Origin of the sequence: Phragmitibacter flavus, assembly GCF_005780165.1 — a bacterium.
Taxonomy (GTDB): Bacteria; Verrucomicrobiota; Verrucomicrobiia; order Verrucomicrobiales; family Verrucomicrobiaceae; genus Phragmitibacter; species Phragmitibacter flavus.
In genome coordinates this window covers 343,621-360,073 of sequence record NZ_VAUV01000006.1, presented here as the reverse complement: position 1 = coordinate 360,073, position 16,453 = coordinate 343,621, and the positions used below count along the sequence as shown (strand labels likewise).

General features: G+C 59.4%; 12 protein-coding genes. 6 read left to right on the top strand and 6 right to left on the bottom strand.

Annotation, left to right across the window (positions count from 1 at the left end; translation table 11 throughout):
• Positions 1 to 90 precede the first annotated feature (90 nt).
• Positions 91 to 1,536, top strand: coding sequence for a UDP-N-acetylmuramate--L-alanine ligase (locus tag FEM03_RS09840; protein ID WP_138086055.1), 1,446 nt, complete (start codon positions 91 to 93; stop codon positions 1,534 to 1,536).
• Here the strand turns inward: FEM03_RS09840 and FEM03_RS09835 are convergent.
• On the bottom strand, positions 1,528 to 3,027 hold the full coding sequence (locus FEM03_RS09835) for a hypothetical protein (RefSeq protein ID WP_138086053.1): 1,500 nt from the start codon (positions 3,025 to 3,027) through the stop codon (positions 1,528 to 1,530). The two genes, FEM03_RS09840 and FEM03_RS09835, sit on opposite strands and share 9 nt — an antisense overlap.
• A 15-nt stretch (positions 3,028 to 3,042) precedes the next feature.
• A complete protein-coding gene (locus FEM03_RS09830) occupies positions 3,043 to 4,158 on the bottom strand; it encodes a glycosyltransferase (RefSeq protein ID WP_138086051.1) in 1,116 nt (371 codons plus the stop codon).
• A gap of 274 nt (positions 4,159 to 4,432) precedes the next feature.
• Here FEM03_RS09830 and FEM03_RS09825 point away from each other — a divergent pair, with 274 nt between their 5' ends.
• From FEM03_RS09825 to FEM03_RS09815, 3 genes are all read left to right on the top strand, one after another.
• Complete coding sequence (locus tag FEM03_RS09825; protein WP_206170945.1) at positions 4,433 to 5,521, top strand: alpha/beta hydrolase family protein; 1,089 nt, start codon at positions 4,433 to 4,435, stop codon at positions 5,519 to 5,521.
• A gap of 196 nt (positions 5,522 to 5,717) precedes the next feature.
• Positions 5,718 to 6,812 (top strand): bifunctional chorismate mutase/prephenate dehydratase, encoded by a 1,095-nt coding sequence (locus FEM03_RS09820; protein ID WP_138086047.1) that lies wholly within the window; start codon positions 5,718 to 5,720, stop codon positions 6,810 to 6,812.
• A 58-nt stretch (positions 6,813 to 6,870) separates the two neighbouring features.
• Positions 6,871 to 7,782: an MBL fold metallo-hydrolase gene (locus FEM03_RS09815; protein ID WP_138086045.1), complete on the top strand. Its 912-nt coding sequence runs from the start codon at positions 6,871 to 6,873 to the stop codon at positions 7,780 to 7,782.
• A gap of 48 nt (positions 7,783 to 7,830) precedes the next feature.
• Here the strand turns inward: FEM03_RS09815 and FEM03_RS09810 are convergent, their stop codons facing one another.
• The 4 genes from FEM03_RS09810 to FEM03_RS09795 form a co-directional block, all read right to left on the bottom strand.
• Positions 7,831 to 8,499 carry a Uma2 family endonuclease gene (locus tag FEM03_RS09810; RefSeq protein WP_138086044.1) on the bottom strand — a complete coding sequence of 223 codons (669 nt, stop codon included), beginning with the start codon at positions 8,497 to 8,499 and terminating at the stop codon, positions 7,831 to 7,833.
• A 221-nt stretch (positions 8,500 to 8,720) separates the two neighbouring features.
• Positions 8,721 to 9,572: a PEP-CTERM sorting domain-containing protein gene (locus FEM03_RS25575; protein WP_138086042.1), complete on the bottom strand. Its 852-nt coding sequence runs from the start codon at positions 9,570 to 9,572 to the stop codon at positions 8,721 to 8,723.
• Positions 9,573 to 9,602: 30 nt separating this feature from the next.
• Positions 9,603 to 11,027: a DUF1501 domain-containing protein gene (locus FEM03_RS09800; protein WP_138086040.1), complete on the bottom strand. Its 1,425-nt coding sequence runs from the start codon at positions 11,025 to 11,027 to the stop codon at positions 9,603 to 9,605.
• Between the two features lie 53 nt (positions 11,028 to 11,080).
• Positions 11,081 to 14,233 carry a PSD1 and planctomycete cytochrome C domain-containing protein gene (locus FEM03_RS09795; RefSeq protein WP_138086038.1) on the bottom strand — a complete coding sequence of 1,051 codons (3,153 nt, stop codon included), beginning with the start codon at positions 14,231 to 14,233 and terminating at the stop codon, positions 11,081 to 11,083.
• Between the two features lie 179 nt (positions 14,234 to 14,412).
• Between FEM03_RS09795 and FEM03_RS09790 the strand changes: the two genes are divergently transcribed.
• Positions 14,413 to 14,949, top strand: a complete 537-nt coding sequence (locus FEM03_RS09790; RefSeq protein WP_240772730.1) for a sigma-70 family RNA polymerase sigma factor — start codon at positions 14,413 to 14,415, stop codon at positions 14,947 to 14,949.
• A complete protein-coding gene (locus FEM03_RS09785; protein WP_138086037.1) occupies positions 14,901 to 16,406 on the top strand; it encodes a DNRLRE domain-containing protein in 1,506 nt (501 codons plus the stop codon). Before FEM03_RS09790 ends, FEM03_RS09785 begins: the two co-directional genes overlap by 49 nt.
• Positions 16,407 to 16,453 lie beyond the last annotated feature (47 nt).

Genomic DNA, 16,453 nt, shown 5'->3' with positions numbered 1-16,453 from the left:
ATTAATGAAAATGCGGTCACCTTTGAAAATATTTGGGCAACTAATAAGTAGGCAATCTACGCCGAACGAAAAACAGGTTGGACGATTCAAATGAGCAACAACACCAAACAGCGGCTTCACTTCATTGGTGTTTGTGGCAAGGGAATGGCACCGATTGCGGCCGCGCTGGCTCGGGAGGGATGGCGGGTGACGGGATCTGATGAGGGTTGTTATGCTCCGATGAGTGATTATTTGGTGCAGGCCGGACTGGTGATTTCAACGCCTTACAATGAACACAACATCCCGGCGGATACGGATCTGGTGGTGGTGGGCAAGAGAGTGACTGAAGACAATCCTGAGTTGCAGTGGGTGATGAGAAATGGATTCGACTACTGCTCGTTTCCGCAATTTTTGAACCGCCATTTCTTAATGAATTCGCGCAATGCGGTGGTGGCGGGGGCGCTTGGCAAAACAACGACGACGGCGATGCTGGCGTGGATTTTGGAACATGCGGGCCGGTCACCGAACTACTTTGTGGGGGGGCTGGCTGACAACCTGAAGTCGCCCGCGAGGTTGCGGAGCGGGGCGGCGATTGCGGTGCTGGAGGGGGACGAATATGCATCGTGTTTTGATGATCGGCAGCCAAAGTTCATGCACTATCGTCCGGAAGGAGTTTTGGTGACGAATGTGTTGGAGGATCACCCGGACTTGTATGATGGGATGGAGTCGTTGCTGGAGGTATTCATCGATTTGGTGAAGTTGCTTCCGGAGTCGGGGTGTTTGGTGTTGTCGGAGGATGACGAGGCGACGCCGCGTTTGCGAAGGGAGGCGGGTTGCAGGGTGATCTCGGTGGGATCTGATGAGATGGCAGATGAGCGAATCGAGGATGTAAAATTGGAGAAGGAGTGCTCGCGGTTTCGGTTCGGCGGGGTGGAATTCAAGCTGGGCCTTTTTGGGCGCATGAACGTGAAAAATGCGGCCATGGCGGCGGCACTGGCGGACCATTTTGGGGTTTCGTATGCGGAATCGGCACTGGCGATGGCGGAGTTCAAGGGCATTGCGAACCGGCAGGAAAAGACGTTGGTGGGGAGCCACGTGCTGGTCTCGGACAAGGCGACGCATCCTTCGGCGTTGCGGGGATTTTTGCAGAGTTTGAGGCAGCAGTTTCCGGGGCGGCGGGTGGTGCTGGTGATTCAACCAAGGGCGACGGGCGGTCAGGACTGGGTCTACCAAAAGCAGTTACCAGGGGCTTTGGCCGGGGCGGATGAGGTGATGTTATTGCCGTCGTATGAGCATCGGCCAGGCGCGGGAAGAGTCTGGAAGGGCGGCAACTTTAGTCTTGAGCGTTTGCACCAAGAGCTGGTGGCGGTAGGCACGGCTTGTGTGGTGTTGATGGGAGGGGCAGGTTTGTCTGAAGCGCTGATGGCGGGGTTGAAGCCGGGCGATGTGGTGGCGCTTTCGTTGTTGGAACAGTCACGTCATCTGCTCGGTGTCGTCGAACAGGCCCTTGGCCGCAGTCCAGATACGAGGGTGGCGGTAGACATGACTTTAATCTGATTGGGTTCTGAACGGCTGCCACCAACGGCGGACGGGGCGCTGAAGTGATTGGATGGTCTGCTCGAGAGACTGAATCTTTGCAATGGTTTGGTCGCGATGACGTAGGAGTTCGAGATGATTTTTGCGTGCTTGAACCAGACTGTGATGCATGACGGTGCGCATGACCTGAAGTTGTCTTGATTCAGATTGCGGATCCTGATGTCCGGGGCCGTGATCGAGCAGCTCCCGAAGGTTGGCGGCAAAGATCTCGGGGTGATGAAGGCGTTGGTAGGACTCGCGAATGGCGACGGATCGATTCTCCAGAGAGGTTGGCTCGGCGATGAGGGTTTGGAGGGTGGCGATGAGGTCGTCCCAATTGCGCCACGTAAGCCCGCCTTCGTATTCGAAAAAATCGGGAGAGGCCGGGGTGCCGGGATGGCAAAGCCGGCGGAGATGCGGAGTGGATGAGGCGGCAACCTCCGCATTGGCGCGGGCGCCGTCGATGGGGTAGGAGGAGAGGTAAAGATCGCAATGGTGCTCCCACAGGCAATGGGCGAGGGAAGGGGCCCAGCGAACGTGGGTGAAACGGTCGGGGGGAATTTGGAAGCGGTCGAGTCCGGCATGGATTTCAGCCAGCAATGTCTCGCTGAGGGGGCCGATGTGAATATGCCAGCCGCCGGTGGTTCTGAGGATGACAGCAACGGCCTGGGTGTAGGGGCAACTGGTGGCCCCGATATATTTGTGTTCGCTCCCGCAGGTGGCGGTGACGAGTTTGCCGCGGCTCAGGAACCCGGTGGGGCGTGGACCGGGATCGGGACAGGTGGGGATGAGCAGTCCGGGATCGAGCCCCTGGCTGCGCGAGAGCGCGGCGGCGTAGGGATTGAGTTCGATCACCGGAGTGTCGGGAAGATGCAGACCGAAAGAGGGGGTGGCATCCGCGTGGTGAACGAGATAACGGCGGGGGCAGATGGCATCATGCGCGACGACGCAGGGAAGGGGGTCGTCGGGGTGGTGGAAGAGAAAGAGGCGCTTGGGTCGAAGCGTGATGAGTTGGGTAAAGAGCTGATGCAGCCGCTCGTCGAGGGTTGGACCGGTAAGGAGGGTGATCTGATCGGAATGGAAGTCGAGCCGGTCGAGGATTGCCTGCGAGATTTTTGGTTTGTTGTGGGCGAGGAGGTTGGTGACGATGAGATGGGGCGGGGCCGAGTCTCCGGTGTTTTCGTCGGAGGCGAGGGCGCGGGCAAAGTCGCCGATGAGCGGGGTATGGCCGCCTTTGTCGTAAATTTGAGTGGTGAGGTAAACGTCGCGGAGTCCAGTGGCGGGGGTGAGCGGAGGATGCTCGCGCAGCCATTCCTGACCGAGCATCCAAAGTTGCATGTCGAGATCAGCAACGCCGAGGCCGAGGCTGCCGAGGCCGGGAGTGGTGATGAAGGCGCGAAGTTCCTGGAGGCAACTTTCGAGAACCGGTTCCCATCGTGTTGGCGTGTCGGATAGTGGGATGGGGTGGCTCATGGAAAGGCGGAGTTGTTAGGGATGCCGGATGATGTTGACGATGTTGAGCAAGTGGTTGCTGAGTTCGTCGATGGCTTCGGCTTTGTAGGCGGGCATGCCGTTTTGGCATTGGTTGTCGTCCACCATTTTGATGAGCGGCACCAGGGTGCGCAAGTAGTTGGAAAGGCCGAGCATCTGGTCCTCCAGGCTGGGCGGATGGTCGTGGTATTGCTGGATGACGGATTCGTAGATGCGGATGAGGTCGCGGGTGGAACGTTGCTGATCGGCATCGTGACGGAGGGTTTGGCAGATGGCGGTGGCGTCTTCCTGGGAGTAACGGCGGATTTCTTCGATGATCCCAGCGACGGATGGGGGCGGGGAATTGATGGGAATGGAGAAGTTGACGGTGCGAAGGCGGTCGTAGTTTTCGCGGCAGATGAGGGGACCGCAGCCGTTGGCGCCGACCACGATGACGGCGCAGCCGCTGGCGAGGGCATCGATCGCGGAGAGGCCGGAGGCGAAAACCACGTCATAGGTGGAGAGCACTTCCTGGGGGTTGTTGATCATGTTGCTGAAGTGGTAGCCGATGGCGTCGAGAGTAAGTCCACAGGTTTCGGCGGCTTCGCGGATGGTTTGGTAAACAGGGCTTTGGGGGCCGTGATTGGGATTGTAGAAGAGGGCGCGAAGGGGTTTTTCGGGCAGGTTGCGAATGCGTTGGAAGCGGTGAAGATCGACGCTGTTGAGAAAAACGGTGATATCGGATGGGGGGATGTTGTTTTCGATCATGGCCCGCTCGCGAATGGTGCGGGACATGGCGAGGTAATGTTTGATGGCGGGGTGGATGGGCGGTCGGTCGCGCCAGACGGCACCGTGAATGTGGTAGACGGCGGGAACGCCCGGAAGGGCGGCAATGGCGGTGATGGCATCCAGGTGATGCTGGGCGTGGATGATGTCGGGTTTGAAGGGGAGGTTGGCGAGGTCGGTGGTGACGGGAACCTGGTCGTAGGTGAGGAGCCGGTCGCGCTGGCCGAGGTCGCTGCTGTAGGCCATGACGGTGTGGCCAAAGGATTGCAGGTTGCGGGCGAGGTCGCGCACAAAACTTTCGGCACCGCCACGAAACTCGAGGCGGTTGTTGGTGATAAGAACTTTCATGGGAACAAACGGTCGAATCGGCGGACTGATGGCGGGAGGAGATGTGGCGATGATGACGTCCACGGTGAATGCGGAAAATGAGATTTTTTAGTCTCACAGAGGCGGAGTGCAACTGTAAGCTGGGGTTATGTAGGTGGCGGATGGGCAGGGAAGGTGATTTAAAAACGACGAAGGATGCGCTTTTTCGATCGAAACAGGAACCGGGTGATGGATGAGGTTATAGGAGTGGCGTTTGTAGGTGATGACAATCAGGTGGCGATTTTTCAGATGTCTTTTGGCGATTTTGCTGGGTGTTGTTCAGGGGTCGGCACAGGAAGCGGAGCTGCCGGGGGAGATCCGTAGTTTTTTTGAGGTGCCGGGGGAGTTTGCGGGGAAGCTGAGCGGGCATCGGTCGCCGTTGGTGTTTGAGGATGGGCGGGTGGTGAAGTCGGCGGAGGAATGGAAGGAGCGAAGGGCTGAGATTTTGGAGACGTGGCATGGATTGATGGGGGAGTGGCCGAGGTTGTTGACGGGTGATGAGCTGAAGCTCGAGGTGCTGGAGCGGGTGAAGCGGGAGAATTTCTGGCAAAGTCGGGTGCGGGTGCCGATGGCACCGGGGAGGAGTGAGCTGGGGTATCTCATGGTGCCGGAGGGGGAAGGTCCGTTTCCGGCGGTGGTGGTGCCGTTTTATGAGGCGGAGACGAGTGCGGGATTGGGCGGGAAGCCCTTGCGGGATTTTGCGTTGCAGCTGGCCAAGCGGGGGTTTGTGACGTTGAGTTTTGGGTCGCCGGGTGGGGATGCGCGGAAGCCGGTGCTGAGTGAGGGGGCGGCGTGCCAGCCGCTTTCGTATCTGGGGTATGTGGCGGCGAATGCGTGGTTGGTGCTGGCGAATTTAACGGAGGTGGATGAGAGCCGGATTGGCATTGTGGGGCATTCGTATGGGGGAAAGTGGGCGATGTTCGGGTCGTGCTTGTGGGAGAAGTATGCGTGCGCCGTGTGGTCGGATGGTGGGGTGGTTTTTGACGAGGAGAGGCCGAGTGTGAATTATTGGGAGCCGTGGTATTTGGGGAACGAGCGGGGGGCGGTGCCGAAGCGGGGGTTGATCACGAAGGAGAATCCGCGTGGCGGGGCGTATAAAAAGCTGGTGGAGGGGGGGCATGATCTGGTGGAGTTGCATGCATTGATGGCACCACGGCCGTTTTTGGTATCCGGGGGTTCGGAGGATTTTCCTTCGCGCTGGATGGCGCTGAATCACGCGGTGGCGGTGAACCGGTTGCTGGGGGTGGAGAACCGGGTGGGGATGACCAATCGGGAGAAGCATGATCCGACGGTGGAGTCTAACGCGGCGGTTTATGCGTTTTTTGAATGGTGGTTGAAGCGGTAGAGAAAGGCAGTTTATCCGGGTTTATCGGTGTCCATCTGTGGTTTTACAAGACTGGAGTAGAACCACAGATCGACACAGATAACCACAGATGGGAGCATCTGATGGGGGGAGGTTTCGAGGCAAAACGAAACTATCGGTATTTTCTGCTTTCCAGCGCTGGATGCCTTGCTCTAAGTCTTACAGGGAATTTTTTGCCATGAGCCTTGAAGACATCCGCACCAAGATTGACCGCGTTGACCGGGAGCTGCTGAAGTTCCTGAATGAACGGGCGGATTTGGTGCATCAGGTGGGCGAGATCAAGCGCAAGGAGGGGCTGGAAATTTATGCCCCGGATCGTGAAGAAAAGCTGCTGCTGAAGCTGATTGAGCTGAATCAGAAACACAAGGGGAGGTTGCCGGAGAAGTCGATCAGGGCCATTTATCGTGAGATCATTTCGGCGGCGCTGGCGCTGGAGCAGGATTTGCGGATTGGGTATTTGGGACCGGCGGGATCGTGGACGCATCAGGCGGCGATCAGCCGGTTTGGGAATTCGGTATTGTATGTGTCGGAGGCGAGCACGGAGGATGTGTTCGAGTGCGTGAATTCGCAGGAGGCGGATTACGGGGTGTTGCCGATTGAGCATTCGACGGAAGGGGCGGTGCATCACACGCTGGATCATCTGGTGGATTCGCCGTTGCAGATTTACTCGCAGTTTCTTTGGCGAACGGAGACGGTGCTGATGTCAAACGGGTCGCGCGATACGGTCGATTACATTTACGGGCATCCGCAGGTGATTGCGCAGTGTCGCAAGTGGCTGACGGTGAACTTCCCGGATGCGGAGCTGCGCGAGGCGCCTTCGACGAGTCAGGCGGCGGCGTTTGCGTGTGAGCATCCAGCGTCGGCGGCGTTGGGGACGGCGTTGGGAGCGGAGTTGCAGGGCTTGAAGATCATTGCGTCGTCGATTGATGACAGTGCGTCACAGGCGCGGTTCATTATTTTGGGTCGGCGTCCGGCTCCGGCGACGGGGAACGACAACACGCTGTTGATGGTGACGGCGCATGACAAGGTGGGGGCTTTGTTTGAGATTCTTGAAGCGTTTGTGAAACAGGGGATCAACGTGCGGCACATTGAGAACCGTCCGGTGACGACCGATGAGGTGGGGCTGCCGAGCCGGGTGAGGTTTTTCCTGGAGGTGACGGGGCATTGTCACGATGAAGGACTCAAAAAGGCGCAGGAGGATGTCGGTGGGGATGGCGCGCACATCAAAATTTTGGGGAGTTATCCGGTGTCGAACTGGGGCGACAGGGACTGAGAGGGAAAGGATAAAGGCGAAAGGATAAGGGCTAAAGGCTGATGGTTCTTGAGGCGCTATGAGCAAGGTTCACACGCTGGATTTGAAGTTTCGGGGGATGGCGGGGACGATTGCGGCGTTTTTGGTCGAGTGTGGAGCGGGGGAGCTGGCGTTGGTGGAGACGGGGCCGGGGTCGACTTTGGAGAATTTGTTGGTGGGCATTCGAGAGGCGGGATTCGATCCGGGAGACGTGAAACATGTGCTGGTGACGCATGTGCATTTGGATCATGCGGGGGCGGCAGGGTGGTGGGCGCAAAAGCAGGGAGCGAAGGTGTATGCGCATCCGCGGGCGGTGGGACATTTGATGGATCCGACAAAATTGCTGGGAAGCGCGAAGATGGTTTATGGGGAGCGCATGGAGGAGCTTTGGGGGGAGATGCTGCCGGTGCCGGAGGAGCAGATGGTGACGGTGGAGGATGGGGGGAGGATTGAAATTGGGGAGACGGTGTTCGTGGCGCATGACACGCCGGGGCATGCGCGGCATCATCATGTGTTTGAGATCGAGGGCGAGGGGGTTTGTTTTACGGGTGATGTGGCGGGGGTGAGGTTGCAGGGGCAAAACTACATCAGCGTGGCGGCGGCACCTCCCCAGTTTGATCCGGTGGCTTATGAGGCATCGATTTTGAAGTTACAGGCGATGAAGTTCAAAAGGCTGTATCTGACGCATTTTGGGGCCCTGGATGACGTCGCTGCGCACATGGAGATGGAGCGGCTGCGAGTGGCGCAGGTTCATCAGACCGTGGGTTCTTTTTTGCGCGCGGGATATGATGCGGAGAAGGTGCGACGCAGTTATGAGCAGAGCGAGCGGATGTTTGCGGGCCTGCAGGGGGTGGTGCGGGATGCGGACTGGGATCTATACCAGTGTGCGAATCACACGGACATGGGCGCCGATGGGATTGCGCTTTATTGCGAGAAGCGGGCGGCGGGGTAATGTCGGAAGGGGCCTTTTTAGAAAGAGCCTCCTCACGTAGGCTGCTACTTACTGAAGGATGGCGAGCAGGGCGCGGCGGTTTTCGACGGGGTCGAAGGCAGCTGGCACGGGGAGGATGAACCCGGCGAGGGCGTGGCTGGGAAGGGTGCCTTGATCGACTTTGCGGGCCAACTGGAAGGTGAGACCCTCGGGGCCGGGCAGGTATTGTTCGATGAACCCACCGACGGCATCAACGAGCCAGTATTCGGAGACGCCGTGGGCGGCGTAGTCTTCCATCTTGATGCCGCGATCGCGGTGTTCAGTGGTTTCGGAGAGGACTTCGACGATTAGGTCGGGAGCAGGGAAGAGGGTTTGATCGGGAGTGAACTGGTCGGCGGTTTCCTTGCGGAAATAGCAGATGTCGGGTTCGTAGCTGTTGCGCGGCAGGCGGATGAGCGCCTTTTCGGTGAAGACGGTGCCGAGGGAATGGGTTTCTGCGTAGGCGTCGAGGAGCCGCGCAATGAATTTCACGGCATTGAGGTGGCGGGTTTTGGCGGGGGAGTGCATGATGATTTCGCCGTTGATGAACTCGGCTTTAACGGAGTCGTCGATCTCGTCATGGAAAAGTTCGCGACGGCTCTGTTCGTCGGCGAGGGAGGCATGCAATGCCTTCTGCAACTCGGTGAGCCGGGCGGAGCGCAGCAGCGGGGCCAGCAGGGTTTCGGTGGAGGCATCCATGATGGGGTGGCGTGCCTCAATCTATACACGATGAGGCGGGGCTTGGCAATGCAAGCGGGTTATGGTTTTCTTGGGGGATTGGGGGGTCAGGGAAGACTGGGTGCTCTGTTCCGCAAGGAGGTTGAGCGAGGATGTCATGGCGCGCAGCCGGTCGGGCGCTTCGCGTCCGTGTTTTCGGCGGGACGCCAAAAACGACACGCAAGATGCGTGTGCTCCCCTCGTTACGACCGTCTGCGGTGGAGCAGGAGGCCGCAGAGGGCGAAAGAGAGGAGCAGGGCGCGGGTGGGCTCGGGGACGAGGTCGCCGGTAATGGTGATGGCATCCAGTCGCAGAGTGATGTAACTCTCGGCAGTGCCTCCAGCAACGGAGGTGGCGACGGCGGCTGGGAGGGAGTCGATGTAGATTCCAACTGCGGTGATGTTGCTGCCGAGCCCCGTTAGGGCGTTGTAGTTGAGAAGGCTGGAGGTGTCGACGGCGAGTTCAAAAGAGGGGGCGAAGTCGAGGGAATACCAATTCTGGGTGAGGATGTTGGAATTGAAGGCGCTGAAGGTGGTGTTGCCTTGTGATCCGGGTCCGGTGTTGGTGTTGTTGGTGACATACCAAGAGCCGTTATCGAGCTGAATGGCAAGGCGGCTGCTGGTATTGCTGTTGGAGGCACTCTGGTGCCACTGGATGTTGAGGGAGGAATAGCCATCCAGATCAAGGATCGTGGGCAGCGTGGTGTTCATGTGCAAAAAGTAGTTGGAGGCGGCGGTGGTGACGGTGCCGGAAGTGGAGATGGCGTAATTTTGGGCAAAGATGTATCCGGCAACGGCGGGGCTGGCAGAGGCCGGGGGTCCGGGGGTGTCGGGCAGGCCGTTGTTGTTGATGGAACCTGCGCGGTAGCTCCCCGAGGTGCTGGTGACCGGAATGGCGGTGGCGGATTGGTAGCCGAGCCAGTTGTGGACTCCAAGATTGCCGCTGATTCCGACGAAGTTTTGCTGGTAGAGGGTGGCCGCGGAAAGAGAAAGGGGCGCAACGAGAATGCCTGCTGCCATGATGGCGAGCAGCGGGATTAGGCGTGAAATCGGCATGGGTGCGTGAAGGGAAGGCAAAGCAAAGCACTATACAGCAGCTATTTTGGTATAAGCGTGGCCTTCGTTTTGGTCAATGCGTTCGGGACGGCCTTTGTTGTTGTAGATGACCTGGGTGTGGTCGAGACCCATGAGGTGCATGATGGTGGAGTGGATGTCGTGGACGTGAAGGCGGTCCTCAATGGCATAGAGGCCGAGTTCATCGGTGGCTCCGATGGTCTGGCCGCCTTTGACGCCGCCGCCAGCCATCCACATGGTGAAGCCGGTGGGGTTGTGGTCGCGTCCGCCGCCTTGTTCGCTCATCGGAGTGCGGCCGAATTCACCGCCCCAGATGACGAGGGTGTCTTCGAGCATGCCGCGCGATTTGAGGTCGGCAAGCAGGCCGGCGATGGGCTGGTCGACGGAGTGGCAGAGTTTGGAGTGGTTACCTTCGAGGTTGCTGTGGCTGTCCCAGCGGCTGCCGGCTCCGGAGTAAAGCTGGACAAAGCGGACACCGTTTTCGACAAGACGACGGGCGAGGAGGCAGTTGCGTCCGAACACCGCGGTGTTTTCCTGGTCCATGCCATAGAGTTTTTTGGTGGCTTCGGATTCGTTGGCGATGTCGACCGCTTGCGGGGCTTCGGCCTGCATTTTATAGGCGAGTTCGTAGCTGCGGATGCGTGCTTCGAGGTCGCTGTTGTCCTGGCGGCTGGCGGCGTGAAGCTGGTTGAGGTCGCCGAGGAGATCGAGTTTGGCGCGCTGGCGTTCGAGGGTGACGCCTTTGGGGTTGGTGAGGTTGCGGATGGGGGTGCCTTCGGAGCTGAACTCGACACCTTGATAGACGGCGGGCATGAAGCCGGTGCCCCAGTTGCGGACGCCGTTGATGACGCCGCGTTCGCTGTCCTTGATGACGACAAAGGCGGGGAGGGTTTGGTTTTCTGTGCCGAGTCCGTAGGAGACCCATGCTCCGAGGGAGGGGCGACCGCCGAAGATGGAGCCGGTGTTCATGGAGCAAACGCCGCCGGCGTGGTTGATGCCGCTGGACCAGCAGGATTTGATGACGGCGAGGTCATCGGCGTGCTGTGCGACGTGCGGGAACCAGTCGGAGACCCACAGGCCGGACTGACCGTGTTGTTTCCACTGGCGTGGAGAGCCCATCAACGGAGCGTTGTCTTCGCCCATGGCCAAGATGGGTGGTTTGAAGCTGGAGGGGAGCTGCTGGCCGTGGAGTTTGTTGAGCTCGGGTTTGTAATCGAAGGTGTCGAGATGGCTGGGGCCGCCTTCCATGAAGCAGAAGATGACGCTTTTGGCCCGTCCGAAATAGTGGGGGATCTTGGCGGCAACAGGGTTGGGGGCGTTGCTGGCGAAGAGGGACTGGCCGGTGAGCGCGGAGAGGGCGACGGCTCCGAAGCCGGTGCCGGCGGTGCGCAGGAAGTCACGACGGGAGGTGACGTAGTCGATGTTGTTGCAGGACATATCGGGAAAGGATAATGGCTAAAGGATAAGGGCTAAAAACTGACTGACACGGCTTAGTGGAGGTAGAGAAACTCGTTGGAGTTGAGGAGGACGTGGCAAAGGTCGGTCATGGCGTTTTGAAGGGGGTTGTTGGAGTCGGATTTGCCGTCGAAGCCGGACCATTCGCTGCCGGGGGCGAGGGGTTTGGTGGCGTTCCAGTTGACCAGGGCGTTCTTCCAAAGGTTGGCTTTGGGGTGGAAGCGGTCTTCGTCCTGGGCACCGAGGCTGAGGCGCAGCGCGTCGATGCGACCGTCCCAATGATGAGTGGGGGTGCGCTGATTGAGGCCGCCGATGACGAGGGATGAGGCGCCTTTGCTGATGCCGCGTCGGATGTCGTGAGGGATGACAACCGAGGTGGGTTTTTGGTTGGGCTGGCTGAGGTCGGTGACGCGGAAGGTCACGGTTTTGGCGGCGCAGGAGACGGTGACGGCGAGGTAGTAGGGGGTGTTGAGTTTGAGGTGGAGGTCGGAGGGGACGACTTCATAACCGATGTTGGTGTTTTCGTCTTCGCCGACCAGTTGAACGATGAGGTTGTTGGGTTTGTAGCGGGACTTGATGCCGGTGACGCCGAGGCTCCAGCCGAAGGACTCGAGGTTGTCTTTGCCGAGGTTCCAGCGGGAAACGATGGTGCGGACGGAGGCGTTGACGTCGATGCTGTCGAGGGTGACGAGCGCTTCGATGGTGAAGTCGTCGCCTTCTTTTTTCGCGTCTTTGACGAGGATGCGTTCGTGAGGCGTGCCGTCTTTGAAGAGGGCTTCATCGGTGTCCTTGGCGGTGCTTTGGTCGAGCTGGTAGGCGTCTTCACCGGCGCGGTTGCGCAGGAATTGGTGGGCGAGTTCGGCTTCTTTGGCGGTGGGGGAGCGACCGAGGGCGTTCTGCCAGGCTTCGTCGATGGTTTTGGAACGGGTGGCGAGTTCGCGGGCACGAGTGAGGACCCAGTCACCATTAAGCATGAAGAGGGCTTGGGTGGGGGTGGTGGTGGTCTGGCGTTCCGGGGCGCTGAGGAAACCGGCGGGGGCGTCGAGGTTGCGCAGGAATTCATCCTGGTTGTTGCGCTTTTTGGTGACGTAGATGGCGCGGCGGGTGGTTTTGGCGGCGTCTTTCACTTCGCCGCCGAGGGTGACGTCGATTTCGCCACTGGCGGTGAGCATGGAGTCGCGGGCCTGTTCGGCGTCGAGACGGCGGGGATGGAAGCGCCACAGAAGCGTGTTGCCCGGGTCGGTGGTGTTGATGTGGGCGTCGGCGGTGCGCAAGGCGGTCTGCCGGTAGGTGGCGGAGAGCATGATGGTGCGGTGGAGTTTCTTGAAGCTCCAGCCGTTGCTGACAAATTCTTGGGCGAGCCAGTCGAGAAGTTCGGGATGGGTGGGTTTTTCGCCCATGTTGCCGAGGTCGCTGGTGACGGAGGAGATGCCGCGGCCGAAGTGATAAGCCCAGATGCGGTTGACGATGGTGCGGGTGGTGAGTTGGTTGTCGGGGCGGGTCATCCAGTTGGCAAGCGCGGTGCGGCGGCCGGTGGAGTTGCCGATGGGGGCGGGGTTGATGTCGCCGGGTTCAAGGATGGTAAGAAAGCCGGGGGCGATGTCGGTTTCACCGGCACGGGTTTTGAGGATGGTGGGGGGAAAGGTGGCTTTGGCGTCGGTGGCGACGAAGGCGTCGAGGAGGGGTTTGGGTTTGAGGTGGTCGAATTTTTTGAGTTCGGCTTCAAGGGCCTGGTAGGCTTTTTTGTCCTCGTCCTTTTTGAGGGAGGTGAGCGGGGTGAAGCGTTCTTCTTCGTATTGGACCTGGCGGTAGGCGAGGCTGGCGAGCTGGTGCTCGAGGGGCTCGCGGTCGTTGGGGTCCTTGTGCATCATGACCTCGATGTCATCGCGGAAGCGTTCGAAGGCGCTTTTCTTCTTGGATTCGAGGTATTTGCCGACCATTGCCTGCATCTGGGCGCGGGTTTGAACTGTGGCGGCTTCCCATTCGGCAGTTTGTTTGGCGTGGGCGGCTTTTTCTTCCGGGGTGGCGAGCTTGAGGTCGGTGCGCCACAGGACGGGGGTGAAGAAGGCCTGGAGACGGTAGTAGTCTTTTTGCAGGATGGGGTCGAACTTGTGATTGTGGCAGCGGGCGCAGCCCATGGAGAGGCCGAGGAAAAGTTCGCCGGTGGTGTCGGTCATGTCTTCGACGATGAGCTGGTGCTGGCCGCGAACGTCGCGCTGGTTCCATTCGTAGATGCCGTTGCGAAGGTAGGAGGTGGCGACGAGGACGTTGGGATCTTCGGGATTGATTTCGTCGCCGGCGAGCTGGTAGCGCACGAACTGGTCGTAGGGCATGTCGTTGTTGAAGGCGTTGATCACCCAATCGCGATAGGGCCAGGCGGCGGGGCGGTAGGCGTCGGCGTTGTAGCCATCAGATTCGGCAAAGCGGACGAGGTCGAGCCAGTGTTGGGCCCAGCGTTCGCCGTATTGGGGAGTGGCGAGAAGGGTGTCGATGAGTTTGGCGTAGGCGACATCGCTGGGGTCTTTTTCAAACGCGGCGACTTGCTCGGTCGTGGGAGGAAGGCCAGTGAGGTCGTAGTAGGCGCGACGGATGAGTTCGCGGGGGGTGGCGGTGGGGGCTGGGGTGAGTTTGGTTTCGGCGTGTTTGGCGGCAATGAAGCTGTCGATGGAATTTTTCGCCCAATTCTGACCGACATTGGCGGGTGGGGTGGGTTTGGCGAGGGGTTGCAGGCTCCAGAGGGAGCGGTCTTCGGCGGTGAAGCCGAATTCGTCACGAGCGCCGGCTTTGGCCTGTTCGGCGGTTTGCGGCCAGGGGGCACCCATGGCGACCCATTTTTCGAGAAGGGCGATTTCGTTGTCGGGGAGTTTTTCCTTGGGGGGCATTTGGAAGTCGGCGTTTTGGTAACGCACGGCTTCGATAAAAAGGGATTTGTCGGGGTCGCCTTTGGTGAGGGCAGCACCGGTGTCGCCACCGGCGAGGAGGTGATTGATATCGTCGACACGGAGTCCGGCTTTTTGTTTGTCTTCGCCGTGGCAGGAGTAGCAGCGGTTGGCGAGGATGGGGCGGATGTCGTTCTCAAAGAAGAGCATGGCCTCGCGCTGGGCATCGGCTTCTGCGGTGACGTCGGAGGCGGCGGAAGCGTTGAATGAGGCGCTGAGGAGCAGCAGCAAGGTAAGCGTTTTCTTCATGGACGAAGGATGGGTGCGGTCGTGTAAGAGCAGAAGGCGGGTGAGGTGGGTGTTTTGGACAGTTTTTTTTGCGGGAGGGATGATTTTTTTGAAGCGGCGTGGATTGGCGAGGGTGTTTGTTGTCCAAAATGGTTGGGCAGGTGGCCTTTGGGGGTGATAGGGTGGGGATTATTAATTTGATGGAGACGGATCGATCCACAGAATTTTTGACGTTGTTGACGCAGCATGATCGGGCGCTGGCGTTGTATGTTTATGGGCTGGTGACTCCGGCGGCGGATGCGGATGACATTTTGCAACAGGCGAAGATGGTGATGTGGCGGAGTTTTGATCAGTTTGAACTGGGCACAAACTTTTTGGCTTGGGCGCGGAAGGTGGCGTTTAACCAGATTTTGACGTATCGGCGTCAGCGCAAACGGGATCATTTGCCGTTGAGTGATGAGACGCTGGAGGCGATTGGCCATGAGGTGGCGAAACTTTCGGATGATGGTGGCGATGTGCGGCGTGAGGCGTTGCAGGAGTGTGTGAACCGCTTGCCGGAGGAGCAGCGGCAGATGGTGTTGCTGCGCTATTATGAAGATCTTGAGGTGGAGGCGGTGGCGGCGAAGATTTCGAGCACGACGGGGGCGGTTTACCGGGCGTTGAGCCGGGTGCGGTTCACCTTATTGGAATGCGTGGAGCGTCGGGTGGCGGCGGAGAAGAAGGGGGCTTCGGCATGAGTGACGATCGGCTGGATGTTTCGAAATCGGCGGATGCGTGGCGATTGCTGGAGCTTTGTGAGCGGGCGGCGGATGGGAAGCTGACGGAGGAGGAGCGGGTTTTTTTGGAGGAGACGCTGAAGGGGAATGAGGGGGCAAGGAGATTGTTTGCGAAGTCGCTGCATCAACGGGCGGAGCTTCGGTATGATCAGAGCTGGGCGAAGGAAAAGGGCAGTGAGTTGCCGTCGGTGGAGGAGAGCGCGCAGCCGGGGGAACGCTGGCGTTGGGTGGCGGTAGTGCTGGTGGGTTTGGTGGCGATGGGAGCGGGCGGATTTTGGCTGGCGAACGGGATGGAGAAGTCGAAGGGGTTGAAGGTGGCAACGTTGAGTCGGACCATCAACAGCAAGTGGGGCGGGAGCACGCTGCCAACGGTGGAGGGTTCGCGCATGGGGGTGGGGCGGTTGGAGATTTTGGAAGGGATGGCGGTGATCGGTTTTGATAGCGGGGCGGAGGTGGTGATGGAGGCGCCAGCGACGTTGGAGGTGGTGGATGGAAGGCGTTGTCGACTGGAGCGCGGAACGCTTGTGGTGGAGGTGCCGGAGAAGGCGCTGGGGTTTACGGTGGAGACGCCACAGGCGACGGTCGTGGATTTCGGGACGAAGTTTGGGGTGAGCGCCGGCGAGGATGGCAAGTATTTGGTGAAGGTGTTGGAGGGATCGGTGGAGGTGACACCGAAAAATGGGGATGCGGTGCGGAGGTTGAAGGGCGGTCAGTCGATGGACACGGGGTTGCGTCGGAGTCAGCTGAATCCGCAGCCGGACGAGCAGGAGTCGTATCGCTGGCAGCCCAATTTGATTTTGGACGCGGGGGATGGCTGGCAGGTGATTTCGACGGCGTATGGCCGGGGCAAGGACAGTTATATTCAGAGTCAGACGAACAATCGCAACTTTGGGCGTGATCCGTTTTTTCGGGTCAAGCACAGCGGGATCGTGCCCAATCTGGATCGGAAAGGGTATGTGGGATTTGATCTGGACCGGTTCGACAAGGAGATGATCGAAGATGCGGAGCTGGTGCTGACGATTGAGCCGAGTGACCTGGGTTTTGCAACGTTGGTTCCAGACAGCACCTTTTCGGTTTATGGAGTGACGGCGGAGGCGGAGGACGAGTGGGAGGAGGGGGAGTTGACGTGGCAAAAAGCTCCGGCGCATGATGCGAATCAGAAGGCGTTGAACCAGCCGGACATGTTACGGGTGGTGAAGCTGGGTGAGTTCAAGGTTGCCCAGGGTGGGGTGGGGACGAGGCTGTTGCGGAATCAGGCGCTGGTGGATTTTTTGAAAGCGGATACGAACGGGCTGGTGACGTTCATCATTTGTCGCGAGACGGCGGAGGTGGATCGCGACGGACTGGTGCATGCCTTTGCGACGAAGGAGAGCCGGAACAACACGCCGCCGTTGTTGAGGGTGAAGTTGAAAGGATAATGGCGCAAGGATAAGGGATAAAGGCTAAGATTTAGCGGGCTGGATCG